24 protein-coding genes are annotated in these 23583 nt (G+C 41.4%); 16 read left to right on the top strand and 8 right to left on the bottom strand.

Going from position 1 to position 23583, the window contains the following annotated elements:
- The first annotated feature begins 2 nt into the window (after positions 1 to 2).
- The 10 genes from AN214_RS08795 to AN214_RS08750 all read left to right on the top strand — a co-directional run bounded on the left by AN214_RS08795 (position 3) and on the right by AN214_RS08750 (position 8040).
- Positions 3 to 911 carry a ParB/RepB/Spo0J family partition protein gene (locus AN214_RS08795; RefSeq protein WP_054979389.1) on the top strand — a complete coding sequence of 303 codons (909 nt, stop codon included), beginning with the start codon at positions 3 to 5 and terminating at the stop codon, positions 909 to 911.
- A 218-nt stretch (positions 912 to 1129) separates the two neighbouring features.
- The gene (locus AN214_RS08790) at positions 1130 to 1507 is read left to right on the top strand and encodes an ATP synthase subunit I (RefSeq protein WP_010561328.1); all 378 of its coding nucleotides are present in this window, start codon (positions 1130 to 1132) and stop codon (positions 1505 to 1507) included.
- A 15-nt stretch (positions 1508 to 1522) separates the two neighbouring features.
- Positions 1523 to 2377 carry a F0F1 ATP synthase subunit A gene (gene atpB / locus AN214_RS08785; protein ID WP_054979388.1) on the top strand — a complete coding sequence of 285 codons (855 nt, stop codon included), beginning with the start codon at positions 1523 to 1525 and terminating at the stop codon, positions 2375 to 2377.
- 48 nt (positions 2378 to 2425) lie between these two features.
- Complete coding sequence (gene atpE / locus AN214_RS08780; RefSeq protein WP_054979387.1) at positions 2426 to 2668, top strand: F0F1 ATP synthase subunit C; 243 nt, start codon at positions 2426 to 2428, stop codon at positions 2666 to 2668.
- Between the two features lie 44 nt (positions 2669 to 2712).
- On the top strand, positions 2713 to 3183 hold the full coding sequence (atpF, locus tag AN214_RS08775; RefSeq protein WP_010561331.1) for a F0F1 ATP synthase subunit B: 471 nt from the start codon (positions 2713 to 2715) through the stop codon (positions 3181 to 3183).
- Positions 3184 to 3198: 15 nt separating this feature from the next.
- Positions 3199 to 3732: a F0F1 ATP synthase subunit delta gene (gene atpH, locus AN214_RS08770; RefSeq protein WP_054979386.1), complete on the top strand. Its 534-nt coding sequence runs from the start codon at positions 3199 to 3201 to the stop codon at positions 3730 to 3732.
- Positions 3733 to 3746: 14 nt separating this feature from the next.
- The gene (atpA, locus tag AN214_RS08765) at positions 3747 to 5288 is read left to right on the top strand and encodes a F0F1 ATP synthase subunit alpha (protein ID WP_010561333.1); all 1542 of its coding nucleotides are present in this window, start codon (positions 3747 to 3749) and stop codon (positions 5286 to 5288) included.
- 45 nt (positions 5289 to 5333) lie between these two features.
- Positions 5334 to 6194, top strand: coding sequence for a F0F1 ATP synthase subunit gamma (atpG, locus tag AN214_RS08760; protein ID WP_010561334.1), 861 nt, complete (start codon positions 5334 to 5336; stop codon positions 6192 to 6194).
- A gap of 30 nt (positions 6195 to 6224) precedes the next feature.
- Positions 6225 to 7610, top strand: a complete 1386-nt coding sequence (gene atpD, locus AN214_RS08755) for a F0F1 ATP synthase subunit beta (RefSeq protein WP_054979385.1) — start codon at positions 6225 to 6227, stop codon at positions 7608 to 7610.
- 13 nt (positions 7611 to 7623) lie between these two features.
- On the top strand, positions 7624 to 8040 hold the full coding sequence (locus tag AN214_RS08750) for a F0F1 ATP synthase subunit epsilon (protein ID WP_038638651.1): 417 nt from the start codon (positions 7624 to 7626) through the stop codon (positions 8038 to 8040).
- 218 nt (positions 8041 to 8258) lie between these two features.
- Here AN214_RS08750 and AN214_RS08745 read toward each other — a convergent pair whose 3' ends face one another.
- The gene (locus tag AN214_RS08745; protein WP_054979384.1) at positions 8259 to 8912 is read right to left on the bottom strand and encodes a PKD domain-containing protein; all 654 of its coding nucleotides are present in this window, start codon (positions 8910 to 8912) and stop codon (positions 8259 to 8261) included.
- A 156-nt stretch (positions 8913 to 9068) separates the two neighbouring features.
- On the opposite strand from AN214_RS08745, the gene AN214_RS08740 reads away from it, so the two are divergent.
- Positions 9069 to 9716, top strand: a complete 648-nt coding sequence (locus AN214_RS08740) for a YceH family protein (RefSeq protein WP_054979383.1) — start codon at positions 9069 to 9071, stop codon at positions 9714 to 9716.
- A 15-nt stretch (positions 9717 to 9731) separates the two neighbouring features.
- Positions 9732 to 10562 (top strand): ammonia-dependent NAD(+) synthetase, encoded by an 831-nt coding sequence (gene nadE, locus AN214_RS08735; protein ID WP_054979382.1) that lies wholly within the window; start codon positions 9732 to 9734, stop codon positions 10560 to 10562.
- A 63-nt stretch (positions 10563 to 10625) separates the two neighbouring features.
- Here the strand turns inward: nadE and AN214_RS08730 are convergent, their stop codons facing one another.
- Positions 10626 to 11027 (bottom strand): hypothetical protein, encoded by a 402-nt coding sequence (locus AN214_RS08730; protein WP_054979381.1) that lies wholly within the window; start codon positions 11025 to 11027, stop codon positions 10626 to 10628.
- Between the two features lie 107 nt (positions 11028 to 11134).
- Positions 11135 to 13654 carry a zinc-dependent metalloprotease gene (locus AN214_RS08725; RefSeq protein WP_054979380.1) on the bottom strand — a complete coding sequence of 840 codons (2520 nt, stop codon included), beginning with the start codon at positions 13652 to 13654 and terminating at the stop codon, positions 11135 to 11137.
- Positions 13655 to 13826: 172 nt separating this feature from the next.
- On the opposite strand from AN214_RS08725, the gene AN214_RS08720 reads away from it, so the two are divergent.
- From AN214_RS08720 to AN214_RS08705, 4 genes are all read left to right on the top strand, one after another.
- Positions 13827 to 15902 (top strand): S9 family peptidase, encoded by a 2076-nt coding sequence (locus AN214_RS08720; protein WP_054979379.1) that lies wholly within the window; start codon positions 13827 to 13829, stop codon positions 15900 to 15902.
- A 1-nt stretch (position 15903) separates the two neighbouring features.
- A complete protein-coding gene (locus AN214_RS08715) occupies positions 15904 to 16494 on the top strand; it encodes a DUF938 domain-containing protein (protein WP_054979378.1) in 591 nt (196 codons plus the stop codon).
- 128 nt (positions 16495 to 16622) lie between these two features.
- Complete coding sequence (locus AN214_RS08710) at positions 16623 to 17930, top strand: carboxylesterase (protein WP_054979377.1); 1308 nt, start codon at positions 16623 to 16625, stop codon at positions 17928 to 17930.
- 124 nt (positions 17931 to 18054) lie between these two features.
- Entirely contained in the window at positions 18055 to 19140 is a 1086-nt protein-coding gene (locus tag AN214_RS08705; RefSeq protein WP_054979376.1) for a GGDEF domain-containing protein, read from the top strand.
- 29 nt (positions 19141 to 19169) lie between these two features.
- Here the strand turns inward: AN214_RS08705 and AN214_RS08700 are convergent, their stop codons facing one another.
- The 5 genes from AN214_RS08700 to AN214_RS08680 form a co-directional block, all read right to left on the bottom strand.
- The gene (locus tag AN214_RS08700) at positions 19170 to 19664 is read right to left on the bottom strand and encodes a YcxB family protein (RefSeq protein ID WP_054979375.1); all 495 of its coding nucleotides are present in this window, start codon (positions 19662 to 19664) and stop codon (positions 19170 to 19172) included.
- A gap of 6 nt (positions 19665 to 19670) precedes the next feature.
- A complete protein-coding gene (locus AN214_RS08695) occupies positions 19671 to 20570 on the bottom strand; it encodes a prenyltransferase (RefSeq protein ID WP_054979374.1) in 900 nt (299 codons plus the stop codon).
- A gap of 9 nt (positions 20571 to 20579) precedes the next feature.
- A complete protein-coding gene (locus tag AN214_RS08690; protein ID WP_161805672.1) occupies positions 20580 to 21266 on the bottom strand; it encodes an ABC transporter substrate-binding protein in 687 nt (228 codons plus the stop codon).
- Positions 21267 to 21436: 170 nt separating this feature from the next.
- A complete protein-coding gene (locus tag AN214_RS08685; protein WP_054979372.1) occupies positions 21437 to 22708 on the bottom strand; it encodes a hypothetical protein in 1272 nt (423 codons plus the stop codon).
- The gene (locus AN214_RS08680) at positions 22695 to 23582 is read right to left on the bottom strand and encodes an ABC transporter ATP-binding protein (RefSeq protein WP_054979371.1); all 888 of its coding nucleotides are present in this window, start codon (positions 23580 to 23582) and stop codon (positions 22695 to 22697) included. The genes AN214_RS08685 and AN214_RS08680 overlap by 14 nt, the downstream gene beginning before the upstream one ends.
- Position 23583: the final 1 nt, after the last annotated feature.

The following is a 23583-nucleotide window of genomic DNA, read 5'->3' as shown; positions in this document are numbered from 1 at the left end:
GAATGTCTCCTAAAAAACGTGGTTTAGGGCGCGGCTTGGATGCCCTGTTAACATCTGCAAAACCAAAAGCGCAAGATGTTCAAGAACAATCAGTCGCGCAAACTGACGGTATTAATGAATCTGCAAAAGCGACGCCGCCAAGTGAGCTACAAAAACTCCCGATTGAATTCTTACATCCAGGAAAATATCAGCCGCGTAAAGACATGTCAGAAGAGGCACTTGAAGAACTGGCCTCTTCAATCCGCGCACAAGGGGTGATTCAGCCAATTGTGGTGCGTCCAATTGCACATAATAGCTACGAAATTATTGCCGGTGAACGTCGCTGGCGTGCGGCGCAACTTGCTAAGCTAGAGGTTGTTCCTTGTTTAATCAAAGAAGTGCCTGACGAAGCGGCTGTTGCCATTGCATTAATTGAAAATATTCAACGCGAAGACTTAAATGCAATGGAAGAAGCAGTTGCACTTGACCGTTTATTGAACGAATTTGAGCTGACACATCAACAAGTTGCTGATGCTGTTGGTAAATCACGTACAACCGTCACTAATTTACTGCGTTTAAATAATCTCAATGAAGATGTTAAACGTTTACTCGAGCACGGCGACATTGAAATGGGTCATGCCCGCTGTTTATTAGCACTTGATGGTGAAGACCAGTCGGCCACAGCGCGTATCGTAGTAGCAAAAGCGCTTACCGTGCGTGAAACGGAAAAACTAGTGCGTTCAGTGCTTGAACCTAAGCCTGAAGCGCAACCAAAAGAAAAAGATCCAGATGTATTGCAGTTAGAACAGCAGCTTGCTCAAAACTTAGGGGCTAAAGTTGAAATTGACTACAATCAGAAAGGCAAAGGTAAACTAGTTATTTCGTATACCTCTCTTGATGAACTTGACGGTATTTTAGAGAAAATCAATTAACGTTATATTAATTTTCGATATACATTTCATTAATATTAACTAATAGTCTAAAAATACCTTAAATTTTGCATAAAAATCACGGTTTAAAGCCTGTTTATGCACCTTCCAAAAGCCTATAAATAAACGGCTTTCAAGTTGCAAATCTGGCAAAAATAAGTATAATTTTGCCAGTTTTTTGTACCCTGTTTCATTGTGCATCGTGAAGGTTGATTATTTTTGTGGCAAATTCTTTAGCAAAACCTTTACGAACCAAAGCACTGAAGTTTATTTATTTGCAGGGCGTAGTAGCACTTGTGAGTGCGTTAGTAGTTTGGCTTGGTTGGGGAGTGTTAGCGGGTAAATCGGCGTTAATTGGCGGATTTGTCGCGTTGCTTCCCAATTTTGTATATACCCTTTATGCGTTTCGCTTTGCAGGGGCCAGACAAGTACAACAAGTATATTCCTCGATTAAACGAGGAGCTGGATTAAAGTATTTATTAACCATTTTGCTATTCGCACTGGTACTTAAGTCGTCAACAGTGGTGTTGTTACCATTTTTCTCGGTTTATGTGTTGGTGATGATTGTGAGCTGGTTTGCACCGATTTTTTTTCATTAACTTTTGGGATAAAACATGGCTGAAGAAGTAACTCTATCGAGTCACATTCAGCACCACTTAACAAATGCTAAGATGTGTTCGACCGATGCTGGTCTTGCCTTCAACAAAGCATGTGCTGACAGTGGTTTCTGGACGTGGCATATCGATACCCTTGCTTGGTCTATCGGATTAGGGATCTTATTTTTATGGATCTTCCGTAGTGCAGCAAATAAAGCAACTACCGGTGTACCGGGTAAGTTTCAATGTTTCATTGAGATGATTGTTGAGTTTGTTGGCGATAACGTACGTGATACTTACCATGGTAAGAGCGCGTTAATTGCTCCGCTTGCACTGACCATCTTTGTTTGGGTTTTCTTAATGAACCTAATGGACTTAATTCCTGTTGACTTCTTACCTGCGTTTGCTGGCTTTGTTGGCGAATCAGCGTTTGGTGTGGATTCACACGATGTCTACATGAAAATAGTACCAACCACAGATATTAATATGACTGCTGCATTAGCATTAGGCGTATTCTTCCTGATGATTGGCTACTCAATTAAAATTAAAGGCATCAAAGGTTTCATCGCTGAACTTACGCTTCACCCATTCAGCACTAAGAACAAAATCGGTATGTTGTTCTTAATCCCTTGTAACCTACTTTTAGAAACAATCGCACTAGTTGCTAAGCCTTTCTCGCTAGCACTGCGTTTGTTCGGTAACTTGTATGCAGGTGAGCTTATCTTCATCCTAATCGGTGCAGTTGGCTTAATGCAGTTACCATTACACTTTATTTGGGCAGTATTCCATATCTTAGTAATCGTTCTTCAAGCATTCGTATTTATGATGCTTACGATCGTTTACCTAAGCATGGCAAGCTCAGACAATCACTAATTTTTTTAACTTTAACTTTAATTTACATTTAAAATTTTGGAGAAATAAATGGAAGCTTTAGAACTAGTTACAGGCTTAAAATTCATCGCTGTTGCTCTACTTATCGGTTTCGGTGCAATCGGTACTGCTATCGGTTTCGGTAACATGGGTGGTAAATTCCTAGAAGCATGTGCTCGTCAGCCTGAACTTGCGCCTTCACTACAAGTTAAAATGTTCATCCTAGCTGGTCTTATCGATGCGGTAGCAATGATCGGTGTAGGTATCGCAATGGTATTGTTGTTCGTACTTTAATTTTATTAATCGTTGAACAGCAAACTATTTAAGGAGGAGCGGTCGTGAACTTAACTGCCACTCTAATTGGTGAATTAATTGCGTTTACGGTTTTCGTACTTTTCTGTATGAAATATGTATGGCCACCGCTAAACGGCGCAATTGAAGCTCGCCAGAAAAAAATTGAAGAAGGTTTAGCTGCTACAGACAGAGCTGAAAAAGACTTAGAGCTTGCTCAGCAGAAAGCAGCTGACCAGCTTAAAGAAGCGAAAGCGCAAGCAGCTGACATTATTGAACAAGCTAAAAAGCGTGCGACACAAATCGTTGATGACGAGACATCTCGTGGTCAAGAGGAGCGTCAAGCTATCATTGCTCAAGGTCACTCAGAAGTAGAAGCTGAGCGTAACCGTGCTAAAGAAGAACTACGTAAACAAGTTGCTACTCTAGCAGTTGTTGGCGCAGAGAAAATTTTAGAGCGCGAGATCAATGAAGCGGCACATAGCGACATCGTTGAAAAACTTGTTGCGCAGCTTTAATAGGAGGGTATGAGCATGTCTGAATTGACTACCATCGCTCGCCCATACGCGAAAGCGGCTTTTGACCTAGCGGTTGAAAAAGGTGCTGTAGAAAGTTGGAATGAAATGTTGTTCTTCGCTGGCGCATTAGCTAGCGATGAGCAGGTTAAAGCCCTACTTTCAAGCATCCCATCTGCAAAAGAGCAAGCTGATGTTATCATCAAGCTTGGTGCTGAGCAGATCAACGAACTGGGTCAGAATCTTATCAAGCTAATGGCCGAAAATGAGCGTTTAGCCGCTATTCCTGCTGTTGCTAAGTTATATGCTGAGTTTAAATCAGAATATGACAAAGAAATCGACGTTGACGTGGTTTCTGCTACTGAGCTTTCTGCAGAGCAGCAAGCTACTCTTAGCGCAGCATTGGAAAAACGCTTCGCACGCAAAGTTAAGCTGAATTGTAGTGTTGATGCTAACACTATGGGCGGTCTAGTGATTAAAGCTGGCGATACTGTGATTGATGGAACAGTACGCGGCAAGCTAAATCGTCTTTCAACAACACTACAATCGTAATTGGGAAGAAGAGCATGCAACTTAATTCCACTGAAATTTCAGAACTAATCAAAAAACGTATTGAGCAGTTCGAAGTTGTAAGTGAAGCACGTAACGAAGGTACGATTGTATCTGTTACTGACGGTATCATCCGCATTCACGGTCTAGCTGACTGTATGCAAGGTGAGATGATCGAGCTTCCAGGCAACCGTTATGCTATCGCACTAAACCTTGAGCGCGACTCAGTAGGTGCAGTAGTAATGGGTCCATACGCAGACCTTAAAGAAGGCGTAAAAGTACAAGCAACAGGTCGTATCCTTGAAGTACCAGTTGGCCCTAAACTACTTGGTCGTGTTGTTAACACACTAGGTGAGCCAATTGATGGTAAAGGCGCTGTTGAAGCTGCAGGTTTCGAACCTGTAGAAAAGATTGCACCAGGTGTAATCGAGCGTCAATCAGTAGACGAGCCAGTACAAACTGGTTATAAGTCTATCGATGCGATGATTCCAGTAGGTCGTGGTCAGCGTGAGCTAGTAATCGGTGACCGTCAGACTGGTAAAACTGCACTAGCAATCGATGCTATCATCAACCAAAAAGACACAGGCGTTAAGTGTGTGTACGTAGCGGTTGGTCAAAAAGCGTCTACTATTGCTAACGTAGTACGTAAGTTAGAAGAGCACGGTGCACTTGAAAACACAATCGTTGTTGTTGCATCTGCTTCTGAATCAGCTGCGCTACAATTCCTAGCGCCATTTGCTGGTTGTACTATGGGTGAATACTTCCGTGACCGCGGTGAAGATGCATTAATCGTATATGATGACCTGTCTAAGCAAGCTGTTGCTTACCGTCAGATCTCACTACTACTTAAGCGTCCACCAGGCCGTGAAGCATACCCAGGTGACGTATTCTACCTTCACTCACGTCTTCTAGAGCGTGCATCACGTGTAAACGCTGATTACGTTGAGAAGTACACTAACGGTGAAGTGAAAGGTAAGACAGGTTCATTAACTGCACTTCCAATCATTGAGACTCAAGGTGGTGACGTATCTGCGTTCGTACCTACAAACGTTATCTCAATCACGGATGGTCAGATCTTCCTAGAAACTGACCTATTCAACGCAGGTATCCGTCCAGCTGTTAACGCTGGTATCTCGGTATCGCGTGTTGGTGGTGCAGCACAAACTAAGATCGTTAAGAAACTAGGTGGTGGTATCCGTCTAGCGCTAGCACAGTATCGTGAACTAGCAGCGTTCTCACAGTTTGCGTCAGACCTTGACGATGCAACTCGTGCTCAATTAGAGCATGGTGAGCGTGTTACTGAGCTAATGAAGCAAAAGCAGTACGCTCCAATGTCTGTTGCTGAAATGTCTCTGTCATTATTCGCTGCTGAAAAAGGTTATCTAAAAGACATCGAAATCAACAAAGTACTTGATTTCGAAGCTGCGTTAATCTCTTTCGCTAACAGTGAATATTCAGCGCTTATGACTGAAATCAACGAAACGGGTAACTACAACGCCGAGATCGAAGCTCAACTTAAAGAGCTTTTAGAGAAGTGTAAATCTACACAAACTTGGTAAGTTATTGAATGGTGACTTCGGTCACCACTGATTCGGAGATAAGTCATGGCCGGCGGAAAAGAGATAAAATCACAGATCGGGAGTATTAAAAATACTCAGAAGATCACCAGCGCAATGGAGATGGTTGCCGCTTCTAAAATGAAGAAGGCACAAGATCGCGTGGCATCAAGCCGCCCATACGCTGAAAATATACGCAAAGTGATCGGTCGTGTTGCTCAGGCTAACTTAGACTTTAAACACCCGTTTTTAGAAGAACGTGATGTAAAGAAAGTTGGTTACATTATTGTTTCTACTGACCGCGGTCTATGTGGCGGCTTAAACTCAAACGAGTTTAAGAAAGTTGCACTAGACGTTAAAGCGTGGAAAGAAAAAGGCGTTGACGCTGAATTTGCTGCCCTAGGTAGCAAAGCAGCAGGCTTTTTCCAGCGTTTTGGTGGTGAGCTATTAGCAAGCAGAGCAGGGCTTGGTGATGCTCCTTCAATTCAGGACGTAATTGGTCCTGTAAAAGTTATGCTAGACGCATACTCTGAAGGAAAAATTGACCGCTTGTTTGTTGTTTACAACAACTTTGTAAACACCATGAAGCAAGAGCCAGTGATCGATCAGTTATTACCTTTGCCTAAAGCTGACGAAGAAGTTTCTAGCCACTCTTGGGATTACTTATATGAGCCAAACCCAGAGGCAATTTTAGAAACTCTTATTAAACGCTTTATCGAGTCTCAGGTATATCAGAGTGTTGTTGAAAACGCTGCATCTGAACAAGCTGCACGTATGGTTGCGATGAAAGCCGCAACAGACAACGCAGGTGACTTAATTGATGAGTTACAACTGGTATACAACAAAGCACGACAAGCCGCGATTACACAAGAAATTAGTGAAATCGTGTCAGGTTCAGCAGCCGTTTAACGGTTGGCAAAGTTAACGAGAGGAATAGACATGAGTTTAGGTAAGGTCGTCCAAATTATCGGCGCCGTTGTGGACATCGAGTTTCCACAAGACAACGTGCCAGCCGTATATGACGCACTAAAAGTAACAAGCGGTGAGCTTGCTGGTTTGACTTTAGAAGTTCAACAGCAGCTTGGCGGCGGTGTGGTACGTGGTATCGCACTAGGTACTACTGACGGTTTACGTCGTGGTACTGAAGTAGACACAACTGGCGAGCCTATCAAGGTTCCAGTTGGTACAGCGACACTAGGTCGTATCATGAACGTACTTGGTGACCCAATTGATGAAGCGGGTCCAATCGGTGAAGAAGAGCGTTACTCTATCCACCGTGAAGCACCAAGCTACGAAGATCAGAGCAGCTCAGTTGAACTTTTAGAGACTGGTATCAAGGTAATCGACCTTGTATGTCCATTCGCTAAAGGTGGTAAAGTTGGTCTTTTCGGTGGTGCGGGTGTTGGTAAAACAGTAAACATGATGGAACTTATCCGTAACATCGCAATCGAGCACAGCGGTTACTCAGTATTCGCAGGTGTTGGTGAGCGTACACGTGAGGGTAATGACTTCTACCATGAAATGAACGAATCAAACGTACTTGATAAAGTATCGCTTGTTTACGGTCAGATGAACGAGCCACCGGGTAACCGTTTACGTGTTGCTCTTACAGGTCTTACAATGGCTGAGAAGTTCCGTGACGAAGGTCGTGACGTACTTTTCTTCGTTGATAACATCTACCGTTACACACTAGCGGGTACAGAAGTATCAGCACTTCTAGGTCGTATGCCATCAGCGGTAGGTTACCAGCCTACACTAGCTGAAGAAATGGGTGTACTTCAGGAGCGTATCGCATCAACTAAGACTGGTTCAATCACGTCTATCCAAGCAGTATATGTACCTGCGGATGACTTAACGGATCCATCTCCAGCGACTACGTTCGCTCACTTAGATGCGACAGTTGTACTTTCTCGTGATATCGCGTCACTAGGTATTTACCCAGCGATCGATCCACTTGATTCATCATCTCGTCAGCTTGACCCATTAGTAATTGGTCAAGAGCACTATGACGTTGCACGTGGTGTTCAAACAGTTCTTCAGCGTTATAAAGAACTTAAAGACATCATCGCAATCCTAGGTATGGACGAGCTATCTGATGAAGATAAGCAAGTTGTATCACGTGCTCGTAAGATCCAGCGTTTCCTATCTCAGCCATTCTTCGTAGCTGAGGTATTCACAGGTGCACCTGGTAAATACGTATCACTGAAAGATACTCTTGAGGGCTTCAAAGGCATCTTAGGTGGTGACTATGACGATCTTCCAGAGCAAGCGTTCTACATGGTTGGTTCAATCGACGAAGCGATCGAAAAAGCCAAAGACATGTAATTAGGGGGCTGTTATGGCAATGACTATACATCTTGACGTAGTAAGCGCAGAAGAGACAATTTTCTCTGGTCGCGTTGAATCACTTCAAGTAACTGGTAGTGAAGGTGAGCTAGGTATTTTACACGGCCACGCACCACTACTAACACCCCTAAAGCCTGGTATGGTTAACTTTGTTAAGCAGCACGGCGAAGAAGAAATGATTTACATCGCAGGTGGTACGTTAGAAGTACAACCTGGCACTGTAACTGTTCTTGCTGATGTTGCAACACGTGCAGAAGACTTAGATGAAGCAACTGCGTTAGAAGCGAAGCGTCAAGCTGAAGAGCATATGGCGAACGCATCTGCTGCAGACTTCAACTATGCTGAAGCGGCAATTGAGCTTTCAAAAGCGATTGCGCAGATCAAAGTACTTCAGTCTCGTAAGAAGTAATCAAACCTCACATGGTTTAGTAAAAAACCCGCCAATTGGCGGGTTTTTTGTTTTCGATTATTTAAACTTTTGTGAACGAATTTTTGAGAGATAAAAAGAACCCGTTCGTCAGTAGGCTGGATTTCTGTCTTTGCTTATTTACTATTTAAACTTTGAAATGGAAGTTTCAGAGGGTTAAGAAAACCCACATCTGGGATGGGGGTTTATATTCTTTTTAGCTATTGAGTGATCGGTATTTCCATCAGATGTACTTCATCGTGACCGTTAATATGAGTCGCCGTAAGTGACAAGGAAATTGGTGTCCCAGAGTGAGGGGTAATAAATGATACTTGGTTTGTATCTGCACCAATTAATTCTATGTCGTGTTCAGAACTCACCTGCCATTGGTAATGGCTGATATAGCTTAACCTGCCAAACATCTCAGGAGTAATCGTTACATTTTGCCCTACAGTGGCGATTACATCATTAGGCAGAGCTAGATATACATAGTCATTAAAATCTTTTTCAAAGGTATCACTGACAGAAGCACCTTTTTCATCTGTAACAGTTAATTCAAATGCTAAGTTATACACGTCTTCCGAGGTAGACATTGGGTAATCGAAACTAAGTGTTGCAGCGCTTGTGTTAGTAAGCGTTACTTTGTCGCTCTCGCTAAGTAGTCGCCATTGATACGTTAAGGCATCTCCATCAGGATCGGAAACATTAGGATTAATTGTTGTTGGCAATGTTTCGTTGAACTCATCGCCCCAATTAAATTGCGTAGTAACAGTCCAATTACCAATTTCTGGTTCGGAATTTGATTCATTATCACTGCCACATGCGGTGATCAGTGTTAGCAGTGATATTGCGAGAAGGGTCTTTTTTATATGCATTATTATTCCATTAATAAATTTCATTTCTTTGGGCTAAACAGTTTATATTTCAGTCAGCTAGAATTCAATATAATAATTTTAATACGATAACTGCTTTTATTATTGGTTGAAATGCATTAAATGTATCATGTTAATTTTAGATGAAAGAGGATATTCATGGACTTAAATTTATCATTAGTTGAGCAACGCATTATTGGCTGCTTACTGGAAAAACAACAAACCACACCAGATCAGTACCCTCTTTCGCTCAATGGGCTCACTAACGCATGCAATCAAAAGTCTAATCGAGATCCTGTATTAGATTTATCAGAGTCAGAAGTACAAGATGGTTTAGATTCGCTTATAACAAAGCGCTTAGTGACTGTTGATGAAGGGCTTTCAGGTCGTGTAAATAAATATGCGCATCGTTTTTGTAATACAGAATTTGGTTCAATAAAGGTATCCGATCAGCAAAAGGCCATTATTTGCCTAATGCTTGTCCGTGGCGCACAAACACCCGGTGAACTGAGAACACGTTCAAATCGATTAGCAGACTTTAGCAATGTGACTGAAGTGGAAAGTGCTTTAAATGATTTAGTAGAGCAGGATTATGTTGTGAAACTAGAGCGTGAGCCTGGCAAGCGTGAATCGCGCTTTATGCATTTATTCGGTGATGTGGATATATCAGAACTTAAAGCGATGAATTCGAATGCGCAACCGGCTGTTGCAACTAGCCATCAAAGTGATGAAGTGGCACAATTAAGATTAGAAGTTGCTGAATTACGCAGCGAACTTGCAGAAATTAAATCACATCTAGGTTTATAACACAGGAGATAACCAGTGCGCGCTGAAATCATGGCTGAAATGAAGGTATTGCCTTCAATCGATCCTCAAGCAGAAATTACCCGTCGAGTCGCTTTTATTAAAGGTAAGCTGGTGGAATCTGGTACGCGTAGTCTAGTGCTAGGTATCTCTGGCGGTGTTGATTCGTCTACTTGTGGTAAGCTTTGTCAATTAGCCGTTGATGAGCTTAATAACGAGCAAGCTACAGATAAATATCAGTTTATTGCAATGCGCTTACCTTACGGTGTGCAAGCCGACGAAGATGAAGCGCAATTGGCAGTGGATTTTATTCAACCATCAAAGCGCGTCACTGTAAATATTAAGCCTGCAACCGATGGTATGCATTCAGAAGCTCTAGCAGCGCTTGAAGCAGCAGCAATTGAGCCACCAGCACAAAGTGCTATCGATTTTACCAAAGGTAATGTAAAGGCGCGTCAGCGCATGATAGCGCAATATGAAATTGCAGGATTAACGCAAGGCTTAGTGGTTGGTACGGATCACAGCGCTGAGAACATTACTGGCTTTTATACTAAGTTTGGCGATGGTGCCTGTGACTTAGCGCCATTGTTTGGTCTTTCTAAGCGTCAAGTTCGATTGCTCGCTAAAACCTTAGGTGCGCCAGAATTACTGGTAACCAAAACGCCAACTGCTGATTTAGAGTGTGATCGCCCTGGCCTTGCTGATGAAGATGCACTCGGTGTGAGCTATGATCAAATTGATGATTTCTTAGAAGGTAAAGACGTATCAAAAGAAGTTGAAGAAAAGCTGATTGCAATTTATTTACGTACCCAGCATAAGCGCCAGCCGATCCCTACGGTCTATGATTAATACTTAACAACGTTATGATATAAAAACCGAGGTTAATCCTCGGTTTTTTGTTGTATATGATTTCTATTTATTGCGTGTAATTCCCAGTGCTAGCTGCATTACTACCTTAACAGGCACTCGGTTAGTATTTTGGTCACTTGGCTTATAAGTCATTTTTGGCATGTCTGTTAGTTGTTGCTGTGTCATCCAATTACTTGGTGTAGTTGAAATCAGCTCTTTTGTAACTTCGTTACCGTTTGAATCGATGACTAGCTTATATGTCATCATTCCAGGTTGATCCGGCATCCAAGAGGGGCGCTTACCATGGAATTTTTTTGGTTTTTGCGGTTGAAATACCCAGTATTTCTTTACTTCAGTTTGCTCTACTTGTATAGGAGCTTGTGTGAAGTAAGGCTCACTTACTTTTTCAGTTGAGTTACATGCACCTAGTATCAGTGTAAGTGAAACTAAAATCGCTTTTTTCATAAATCATATCCTTTGATAATAAGTCCAGCTAGTACAATACAATAAAAAAGCCGAACAATAAATGTTCGGCTTTCAACGTTTTAGTTAAAATAGCTTAGCGATATTAATTACGCTTTTAATGCTTTCTCAATTAGCATATCAATATAGGCTTTTTGTGCTTTCGCAGCATCTGAAGCGCCCCAAGATAGGCTTGCACCTTGAATATCTTGTAGTTGCTTAAATGCAGCTGCTTTTGCCAAGTTATCGTGCTTTGACGGTTTGTTGATACCCGCAATCTTAATTAACGACTGCACATATTCAGTTTGTACGTTGTGGCTTACTGATGACGCTGACTTTGCATCAACAAAAACGGCAGCGGTTAAGTCATTTAAGAAGCTATTCACATCGTATTCGTTACCGTATTTTGTGGTATCCGAAATACGCGTCATTACATTTGGATGTAATAGCTGAGCTAATACATTCTTTTGCATGCGAAGTACCATAGCGTGGTACTTAGGATCTTCGTTTTTACCATAATGACTAAAGCCGCGACGCTGGTGTTGCATCTTGTTAAGCAGAGGTTCCATTGCTGATAACGTATCTGGTGCAAATACGAGATCAGTTAGTACGTTCATCGCCTCTTTTTGTTTAGCAAGTGGCACCGGCGTGTAAGGTTGTGTATTGCTACCAACATTGTCACGCTCAACATAAACACCGCCAATGTAACGTGATACAACGCCTGCTTGAGCGCGGTATTGACCAAATAGCATATTTGCTTTGATCAGCAGCTCTTGATATGACTCACCGTCATTTAGCGCTGTTTGCTCAAGTTTACCGAATGTTTGGTTTACTAATTCCATACGATCTTTGGCATATGCCACTGCGTTTGATGACATATCGCCAATCATTACGCGTGGGTCGATATGTCGACCTGGTGCGCGCATATCATCGGCATCATTACCAAATGCTAAACCGTGTTCGCTAGAGCGTTTTAAAATTGATTCTAAACGCGCTGCTTCTGCCGCAGCATCAGTTAAACCTTGTGAGTAACCATACTCAATTGCCCAATCATCGTAAGGGCCTGGCTTATCTTGGAAGTAATCGCCTTGGGTCATGCCTTTTGGTGCAATGTTAGCTGGCGTATAGTCCATTACTGAACCGGTTAAAATACCTTGCGTTTTAGCTTTGTCATGAACTTCTTTTTCGTTCCACAAAATAGACGCTTTCATATTGTGGTTAAGACCAAGCGTATGGCCAACTTCGTGAAGAATAAGCATTTTTAAGCCTTGCTCTAAAATTTCTTTCTTCTCGATATCGGTTGTTGCTAGTGAGTTAGCTAACATCATGCCTTGTTGTAATTCATGACCTTGGCTGCAATGCAGCCCTTCTTGACTTGCTATCTCATGGTTGTGAGCGCTTGATGATGCCGCTTGGCTGTATAAGCTGTCCATCATCCAACGGTTTTTCATAAACACGTATTCAAGCATGATGTCAGAACCTAAAATTTGGCCTGTTAGTGGGTTTGCAAGTGATGGGCCGTAACCGCCAAATGGAGGACGTGGTGAAGAAGTCCAACGTAATACGTTGTAGTTAATGTCGCCTGCGTCCCACTCTGCATCGTCCGGCTGTACTTTTACTTCAATGGCGTTTTTAAAACCCGCTTTTTCAAATGCTAAGTTCCATGCTAATACGCCCTCTTTTACCGTTTCGCGCCACTCAACAGGTGTGGTATTTTCAATCCACCAAGTAATCGGCTTAACAGGCTCAGAAATTGCGGCATTAGGGTCTTTCTTAACGAGATTCCAACGGTTAATGTAATCTTGATATGGCGCCCAGTCGCTAGTCGTCATATCATCAAATTGCTGACCAAAGTAGCCAACGCGTGAATCATCTTTACGCGGTTGGTAATCGTTTTGTGGCAACTCAATAAATGAGTGCTGCACTTTTACCGATACAGTTCGTGGGTCGGTTACCGATTTTGTACCACGCACGCTTGGGTTGGCATTTTTAAATACATAATCAACAACGACATCTAAGTTGTTTGTGTAATTACGGTTACTAAGAATACGCGATTTTTTGTCGTCTAGCTTACCTGGGTTAAAACGCTTTTTAGCGTTTTTATCACCAGCGCGTTTCCAAGGAGATACCTTATGCAGTGCTTCACTCTTGAACAGTTTATCTACTTTAAGTGCAAACTTACCGTCTTCTTCTTTTTCAATTTTTAAGCTAGCTAATACAGCTTCACTGATATTTGCATCGCTTGCTTTGGCAATTGCATTATTAGGATCAAACTTATAGCGTGGTGTTTTGCTTATAATATCAATGCGATCAAAGTGGCGGCGGAACTCAATTAATTTGGTTTCGCGGTAAGAGCCACGTACGTGGCCTGCATCAATTACACCGTCAACCGTATGTGCAAAGTAAACGTAAGGTTTGTTTAAGTTTACCTCACTAATCACCATCATGGTTTCGCCGGTTTTCTTATCTTGATAAAGATTAAATAACCCTTCAGAAGCGGTTTTTTTCTCAAGCATTTCTGCGAGTGTTTTATCTTTCTTTTCGTCTTTTTTCTTGTCGTCTTTTGCCATTGCTGCGCCACTGGTGGCGAAGCTTAGTGCTACAGCAAGTGTAAGTAGCTTTAATTTCATTGTGTTTCCCTTGGGACCTTTAAAGTGAAATTTTTTGTTTTTATCAATAAATGAGTCTACCCAAAGCAAAAATGGATTTAAAACGTAAAAAGTAACTTAATGTTAACGATGCTTAATTTTGCTAAACTGCGGCTATTACTAACGCTAATATTTTGGGTTTTCTGCTCACTCCATGACAACTTTACGTTTAGACCGTACAGCTAGTGCACCAATTGCGACTAAAACAGCAAAAACACTTCGTTCACACAATCAAGAACGCATAGACAACTACTACTGGATGCGCGATGACGCACGCTCTGACCAAGCCGTGCTTGATCACTTAACTGCTGAAAATAACTATTGCGATGCAGTGTTAAAACCAAGTGAAACACTGCAAACCGAATTGTTTGAAGAGCTTAAAGGCCGCATTGAAAAAGATGACAGCACCGTACCAGTAAAAGACGGCAAGTATTGGTATCACAGTGAAGTTACTGGCGACGAAGAATATGCGCGTCATTACCGAGCCACCAGCGCGACTGGCGATAATAAAACCCTATTATTAGATGTTAATATGCTTGCTAGTGAACATGAGTTTTACGACTTAGGTGAAATTGGCATTAGCCCAAATGATGAATTACTAGCCTATTCAGAAGATACCGATAGCCGCCGCATTTACACTGTACGTTTTAAGTATATTGATTCAAATACCTATTTAGACGATGTACTTGAAAATACTGAAGGCCAAATTATTTGGGCCAATGATAATAAAACAGTATTTTATGTAAGGAAGGACTTACAAACCCTGCTCGGCTATCAAGTTTACCGTCATGTGCTGGGTACATCACAAAATGATGATGTGCTGGTTTATGAAGAAGACGATCACAGTTTTTACATGGGGCTTGGCAAAAGCCGTGACGATAGCCTACTGATGATAGACCTTGCAGCTACCGAAACTACCGATTGCTTAGTGCTTGATGCTAACAATCCACTTGGCGAGTTTAAACGCTTAATTCCTCGTGAAGAAAACCATATTTACGATATTGATAAGTTGGGCGACGAATACGTTATTTATTCCAACTGGCAGGCGAAGAACTTTTGTATTTTTACTGCTACCGCGCAAACTATTCAAGACAAATCACTGTGGCAATCGTTTGTAGCGCACCGTACTAATGTTCTGGTGGAAGGTGTTGAATTATTCACTCAGTTTAAAGTCGTGACAGAGCGCGAATTGGGCCAAATTCGTTTTGTTATCTACCCAAATAATGGGGAGCACTTTGCCCTTGCCTTTGACGACCCATGCTTTTTTGCCGGTATTGGTGATAACCCAGAGCCAGATACCGACACTGCGCGTATTTTCTATTCAAGTTTAACCACCCCAAGTAGCTTATTTGAGTTTGACCTAAACACAGGTGAAAAACGCTTGCTTAAGCAACAAAAAGTACTAGGTGATTTTGATGCAGCTAATTATCAAGCTGAGCGTTTGATGATCACTAGCCGCGATGGTGTCGATATTCCAGTATCGCTGGTTTACCGCAAAGACATGTTTAAACAAGATGGCACAAATCCGCTGTACCAATATGGTTATGGCGCTTATGGCATTACCATCGATCCTAACTTTTCAGCGCATAATCTAAGCTTGCTCGATAGAGGGTTTGTTTATGCTATCTCGCATGTTCGAGGCTCTGAAATGCTTGGCCGCGAATGGTACGAGCAAGGTAAAATGCAACATAAGCAAAATAGTTTTAATGATTTTATCGATGTAACACGAGCGCTGGTTGAAAGTGGTTACGGTGCTAAAGATAAAGTGTTTGCTTCGGGCGGCAGTGCTGGTGGTTTATTAATGGGCGCTGTGGTTAATCAAGCGCCAGAACTTTATTTAGGTATTGATTGCACAGTACCTTTCTTAGATGTGTTAACCACTATGTTAGATGAAAGCATTCCACTAACAACAAATGAATACGATGAATGGGGTAACCCAAATGAACGCGATGCCTATGAGTGGATTAAAGCGTATTCACCATACGATAATATTAGCGCGCAAGACTACCCGAATATTTTAGTAACAACCGGTTTTCACGACTCGCAAGTTCAGTATTGGGAGCCAATGAAATGGGTTGCCAAGTTACGTGAATACAAAACAGATAATAACTTACTGTTATTTAAAACTGATATGGACAGTGGTCATGGTGGCGCATCTGGACGCTTTAAAAGCTTAAAAGAGCGTGCGCTAGTACTCGCTTTCTTCCTTTCGTTACTTTCAGAGAAATAGTATGCAGCCCTACTCTAAAGCCTGTGAGAATAATAAAGATCCGATTTTATCCATTCTTAAATCGGCATTTTCTAATGCAATCAGTGTTTTAGAGATAGGTTCAGGCAGTGGCCAACATGCGGTGTATTTTGCTCCTGCACTTGCTCACCTTAGTTGGCAAACCAGTGATGTGTTGGCAAATCATCAAGGTATGATGGCATGGCTTGATGCCTTTCCAGCACCTAACTTATTGCCGCCGTTGGCGCTTGATATTGCAGAGCCTTGGCAAATAGCACAATACGATGGCATGTTTACCGCCAATACCCTGCATATTGTTAGCCCTCAACTTGTTGAAGCGTTTTTTGATAAAGTGAACCGCTTTTTAATGCAAAATGGCACGCTGTGTATTTATGGCCCATTTAACTACCATGGTGAGTTTACATCATCGTCAAATGCAGAGTTTGACCAATGGTTAAAAGTGAAAGACCACACCCGCGGTATTCGAGATTTTGAATGGATCTGCCAACTAGCAGAAAAAGCGGGTCTTGAATTGATTACCGATAACGAAATGCCAGCAAACAATCGTTTGCTCGAGTTTATTAAGCGTTATTAACGTTTCCACCAAGCGTATTCCTACGCATTGCTTACATTCGTATAAGTTATTAGATAATTTTAGATCAGCTTATCTTGTAAATTGAGGTAGTATTTTGTTATTCCAATAAAAACTTAAAGGTTGGTTTGATGAGTAACGTATTTAAAACATTGGGCATTTTACTATTTTTTATAAGTGCCAATAGCTTTGCAAATTGCTTATCTCAAAGTGCGGACGTTAAGTTAATCAACCACTCAATTAGCGAGGGTAGCTATCGGTTTTTGGCTAAATCAGATGTTGCTAAAGTAGTTGATTTATCCGACCTTAATTTCGAAGATTATTTAGTGCAAACCGAGCAGCAAATAACAGCGCTTAACCCCCGTGCAAATGTACCTTGCCCTGTTAATAACTACGTTTTAAATCAGCAAAACATCAGCGCACCAACCATTACTGATTTAGTAAAGCCGTATCAGTTAACACAAGCAAATAGTGATAAAGTGGTACTGCTAATCCATGGTTTAACCGATTCGCCGTATAGTTTTCATGATTTATCCGCGTTTTACCACCAGCAAGGATTCAATGTGCGTACTGTGTTGTTGCCAGGTCACGGCACTGCAGCAGAACATTTACGCTATGTAGATTACAACGATTGGCGCGCACTGAGTGCATTTGCGATTGAACAATCACTTAATGATTTTGAGCAGGTATATTTGGGCGGCTTCTCAACGGGTGCCGGTCTTATTTTAGATTATATGCTTACGCGAAAGTCTCTGAGCCCGAAACTGTCTGGTGTAATGTTGTTTGCGCCAGCGACAAAAGCTAAAAATTCAATGTCGTGGCTTGCGCAATATATTGACTATGTGCCTTTTTTAAATTGGCTTGATAAAGACGCAGACGTTGATTTTGCTAAGTATGAATCATTTCCGATTAATGCCGGTGCACAAGTACATCATTTAATGAGCGATGTGTATCCACTGAAAAAACGTCATATTACGCACAACGTACCTATGCTTGTTGCTGTGCCCGAGCATGATATGACGATTGATACTGCCGCAACACTCGATTTATTGGCCCAGTGGCAACGTAAAACCCCTACACCACTCACTTTGGTTTATTACGGCGAACGTGATAACGCAAATCAGGTAAGTGCATTTGAAAATGTAAAATTAGTAACACCGCAATGCATGCCAAAGTGTGATGACCAACTACAAATGGCACATACCGCAATTCCTAATGCGCCAAGCAATATTCATTATGGTAAGCATGCTGTATATCGAAACTGCGGCCATTACTTGGCAGACGCAGAAAAATACAATGCTTGCAAAGTAACGCCCAATATTCCAGCTTCAGAAAAAACACCGCTTGCTGGGCAAAAGCATGTGCTTTTTCAACGCTTAAGCTACAACCCTTATTATTCTGAATTAACTAATGAACTTGCACTGTTTTTAGCTAAATAGTGTTACGAGGCTTGGTATTGTGCGAGATTAGCTTTTTACCAAGTCTGCATTAAACTTAGTGCTAGTTGTTCGGTACTCGAATGTACTTAGTTAACTTCTACAACAATAAATACAAAAATTAAAAATGCAGCAAAATAACTCTCATACAACCGAGCTATGGCGAAGCTTTATTGAAGTTGATGGCTTACACAGCGCCGAACTAAAACGCCGAGTTTTTTCGTTTTTGGCAATGTCTGGTATCGCTTTGGTAGTGTTTTCGGGGCTATTGTTAGCGAATTTTCAAACCTACCCGTGGCTTTTGAGCATTACTTTATTGGGCGCACTTATTGCCGTATTTATTAATGTGGTTATTTATTTTAGTACTCGACAACTTAAATATTGCAGTATTGGCATTGCGCTTACAGTCTTGCTACTAAGTATTTTATTGGTTTACACCGGCGGAAAGGAAAATACTGCGCTTTATTGGATTATGTTTTATCCGGTTGTGGTGTTTACTATGTTAGGCGTGCGTTTTGGCTTGTTGTTAACAGCATTTGCGATCGGTGCTATTGCGTTTCAGTTATATGGCCCAGATTTTGGTCAAGCAAATTATGGTCACGTTGAAAAATCGCGATTTTTATCGGGCTTTTCGCTGGTGGTATTTTTTGCATTTATTAGTGAGTATTTTCGCGATAAAAGTCATCAAGCCATAACTAATATTACCTATAATCAAAAGCAAAAAGCCAATACCGATGCGTTAACGGGTTTGCCAAACCGTCGATTTATTGATGCGATTTTCTTAACTAAAATGGAAAAAACGACGGCGGAATTTCTGCCAATGACGGTAATAATGTGCGATATCGATCGCTTTAAAGCGGTAAACGATAACCATGGCCACGATATTGGTGATAAAGCACTGATGCACATAGCTAAATTAATGCAAAATCAATTACGCTATTCAGACGTGGTAGCTCGTTATGGTGGAGAAGAGTTTATTGTTTGCTTGCCGCACGCATCGATGCGTCAAGCTGTGCAAATCGCAGAAAAACTAAGAAAGAATATTGAAGATCATCCGGTTAATTTGGAAAGTGGTGAGAATTTAGCGCTAACTGCCAGTTTTGGGGTGGCAGAAGTACATTCAGTGGTTGCCTTTTACAATGCGGTAAAACAAGCTGACGAGGCCTTATATAGCGCCAAACGAAGTGGCCGCAACCGTGTCGCGACGCTTTAGCACCAATAAATAACACAGCAAGTGCTGTGTTATCGCGTTATTTTCACCTTGTAAACTGCAATCTGCTTTTCAATGTAGCTTTCGCTGTCTGCTGGCATAAATGCTTTTGAAAGATAAGTTTGTTGGCCTTTGTAATTAACAAACAGCATGCCTTTTGGTGTGTGAATGATTTCTTTGATCTGATCCCATTCAAGCAGTGACTCGGTATAGGGGTTTTTACTTTCAATGCCATCTTCATTTAGGGTGATTGTGACAGTCGAGTTAGATGCCCTGCTCCACATCTGGCGCGTAAGCCACCAAGGACGGCGATAGTAGAAACTAATAAATTCTAAAATGCCTAAACCAACCATAATGTAAGGTGCTACACCACCAATATCGGTAAAGATAATAAGGCCCATTCCAATGCCAATAAAGCTGCCGGCAAAGCCGTATTTTGGTGTTTGGTGAGGGCTGTGTGGCAGTGATTCGTCAAAACACTCTTCAAGGTATGCTTTGTCGAGCGTGAATTGGTAACTAATGGTCATTGGTATTTAACTTTTACTCATAAATAAAGCGAGAGATAACATTAATGGCGTTAGGTTTGCCGCAGCAGCTACCATGCCCATCGCAGGTAAATGCTGTGCTATGTTATCACCTAATCGGAACAAGTATACCAAGGAAAGCAAACAAAGTCCGAGAGGCAGTAAAGCGATTAACGCAAGCTTAGGCAGTAGGCCAATCATTACTAAACACACTACGCCAGCAAATGCCGAAAACAATGACAGCGCAAAAACCCAGCGAGCAACGTTAACGCCATAGTAAATAGCGATATGTTTGCGGCCAACGCTTTTGTCGGCGACTATGTCGGGTAGTTGGTTTATTAACAGCAGATTGTTGGTGATTAAAAATGGCACTAAACTAATCGCGACTAATGAGTAACTAATATTACCCGTTTGCACTAAATATGCGCCAACAGGCATTAGAATAGCAAAGCCGATACCCGGTGCAATAAAACATAGCCAAGGGTGTTTATTAAGCACCTTGGTATAACTCACTACTATCAATAGGCCAAGTAAACCAATTGGAATTAGCGCAGCGCCAATGCGAAAAATAAAAAGTACACCAATTAATATCACCGCAATTACAGAGCCAACAGCATACCGCTTAACTATCGGGGCGAGAGTTGGATTTTGCTTTAATAAACCGCTGCCACCGCTAAAAGGTGTTGGCGTGGTATTTAAATCTAAACCACTTTGAAAATCTTGATATTCATTGATGGTATTCACGGCAATTGCAGCGAGTATTGCACCAAGCACGCTTAGTAGCGCATCGAACATATCAATAGTTATGCCTTGATAAGCACAGTATGCAAGTCCAACTAAACACGACAGCGGCGCTAGCGTTAAAAACGGTGGGCGAATGGCGGGCAGCGCGGCTATGTATTTATTCATGGCTTATTCCTAATTAAGTTTATATTCTTCCTTAAGCGCGAGATGCTGATTTTTCAATTTATCTAAACTCGCTTGAAATGCTTCAACTATTTCATCGGGTGTATCTTTACTAAAGGCAATGTAATCATCAATCACCTTAAGCAATAGAATACGCTGAAATAGATTGCTGCCAAGCTTTCTTTGTTTTATAGCAGCGTTTAATCCTGAGCGTGAAATAGCTAATAAGTCGACACGCTCTGCTTTAAACAAGGCTAGCGCATCATCCATGCTTTTAGCTGCGATTATATGTTGACGTGGAAAATCAGTTTCGTAGATAAGACTTTGCGTTACGTCATTTCGAATAACCGCAATAGATTTATCATAAACTTGGGTAATATCTGTAATAAACAAGCCGGTGTTCGGCTGCGCAATAATGTAATACTCAGCGGTAAATAACGGCCCTACCCATTTAAATTTTGCTGCACGATCAGCTGTTTTAGACATGGCGAATAATGCGGTATTTGGTTTATCGCTAACTTCTTTATAGCCACGTGCCCAGGGCACAACTAATATAGGTTGCTCGGCGATACCTTGATCGTGCCAAATGAATTTTAATAAATCGACCGATAAGCCGATTAATTGGTCGTTGTAATAATAACTTGAAGGCGGGTAAAGCTCGGTGTAGTAAGTGATTGGGTGCGTTTTTTCTGCAGCCACAAGGTGTTGCGTGATAAGCAAACAAATCGCAACAAAAGCTAAACTAATTTTTATATTTAAAAATCGAAAGAACGGCACTGCACTACATAATTACTACTTTTGTTTTACTCTAGCTTATTGAATTACATAGAACAATGCATTTTATTCAATCATCTTTGACCTAGTACAAGTTAATTGGTAATTCTTTCAAGTGGTTGGCGCATCGCCAATTGTTGCGTGAAATACCGCATTGGAATAGTAATCAAGGCAACCAAAATACAAATCAAATAAATACTAAGCTGCTCACTGGTGTAATGTACTAGTCCAAACACACCGACTTCTAATACACAAATCACTGCAAAAAGAGCGATATTCTTTAGATTTATACAGCCTGAAAAGTACACGATTAATAAAGGCGCAAACGCTAAAAACATTGTTGTTGCAAATACGGTTAAAAATGCGATTTTCATTGCTTCTTGCGCATCTTGCCTAAATAAAGTGATGGCAACCATTGCAGCAAAAATAAGAACTGTATTACGCAATACCACTTTATCAAATGCATAAATAATGTGTTTGATCAACTGACTAGAGCTGTCAAAACAGTGAGCTATTGATTTTATTTGATGTTTAAGTTGGTTGAACTCTTGGTAAACCGGAAATTGGCACCCGAGCACGAGCGATAACAACATAAAGTTTATAAGTACTTCGTTATCTGTGGTGGCAAATAAAAAGCCAAAAATCGCAGCAAAATAGCCACCTAAATAACCAATTTTCGTTTGTGGGTAACATACTGCCCACGCAATATCTTTGTTAAATGACTTTTTAAATTTAGCGGTAAAAGTAGCTAATTTTTGATTCCACCAAATGACTGATTGGCGGTCAGTTGGTACTAGAGTTTTACTGAGTTTAGTTCTGCCAGTTGGTGACTGAAAGGCGTTATAGATTGCGTAGCAAGCGGTTAAAAAAATGATTATTTGGGTTATTTCATGCGTTGCTTCAAACATCATTAAAATTAATAGGGATGAGCTAAACAAGTTACGCAAAATATTGTGTACAACTGAGTCGCTCGAGTTTACTAGTAGTCCAATAATCGAAAAGCTAACCGGTATTAAAATGTAATGCAGTGAAAGCTCACTGCTCAATGTAATAAACGAACTCACTAGTAATGCACCAATCACCGCTAACATAAGTGCGCTTTTTAATATTGAGAAACGGTAAAGCGTATTTACAGCCCATAGGTAATGCGTTTTTAGTTTTGCCAACCCAATTCCCAGCAAAAAGCCAAAAAATAGTGATGGTAAACAGGTTATTAGCAAATAGGTTTTTACATAGCGAAAGGTGCTTGGATCGAGCGATTTTTGCAGCCACAACACATTAAATACGACTGAAAGCACAAGCATAAATGGCAGTGTTACTGTGCCACTGCGCATTAAAATCCACGCGTTTGATTTAAACAAACTCATTTGCCACCTCCAAATACCAGTCTTCCAGGTTGATTGGCTGAATCGTGGCATCAATATCGTAAAAAGCACACCACTCGTCTATAGGCTTTTTCAACGGCGCAATAATGCAAGTGTTGGTTGTGTCACCAAATTGTTGAATTCTGCTAATCGACGTGTCTTTTTCCAGCAAGTTAACTTTTGATGTGTTTGTAAAGCTAAGCTTGGCAATGCTTGCCTTGAGAGCATCAAGCTCGTAGTAGTGGCGGATCACACCAAATTGCAGTACCGCAACGCGATTGGCGATGCGTTCCAAGTCAGACACAATATGAGTTGAGAAAATCACCGTAGTACCGTGTTCACAGCACAAATCGATCACTTCTTTTAAAAAGGCACGGCGCATATGGGGATCAAGATGTGCAACAGGCTCGTCTAAGATCAGCAGTTCAGGGCGAATTGATAATGCCTGAACCACGTCTAGCATTTGTTTTTGGCCGCCAGAAAGCTTGCCAATTACCTGATCATGGCTGATGCGCCAGCGCTTTAGCAAGGTTTCGCAATAGGCTTTATCCCACGATGGAAAAAACTGACTAATGTAATCGGTGTATTGCGCTACTTTCATCCATTCAAATGCAGAACTTGTTTGCGCTACATAGCCAATTTTTTGTTTTTTACTTTGTGGTAATTCATGCCATTCATAACCCCATAGTTTAATTGTGCCTTGATCTAATTGGCGTAGGCCCATAATCGATTCTAATAGGGTGCTTTTACCGGCGGCATTTTTTCCAAGTAAGCCAACAATATCGCCTTCGTTAACTTGCCAATTCAGTTTATCGATTACGCGCAAGCTTTTGTATGATTTGATGGCCTTTTCAATGGTGATAATCGGTTGAGTCATA

This window comes from Pseudoalteromonas sp. P1-9 (assembly GCF_001399975.1).
In the GTDB taxonomy this organism is placed as follows: domain Bacteria; phylum Pseudomonadota; class Gammaproteobacteria; order Enterobacterales; family Alteromonadaceae; genus Pseudoalteromonas.
This window is presented reverse-complemented; position numbering and strand designations above follow the sequence as displayed.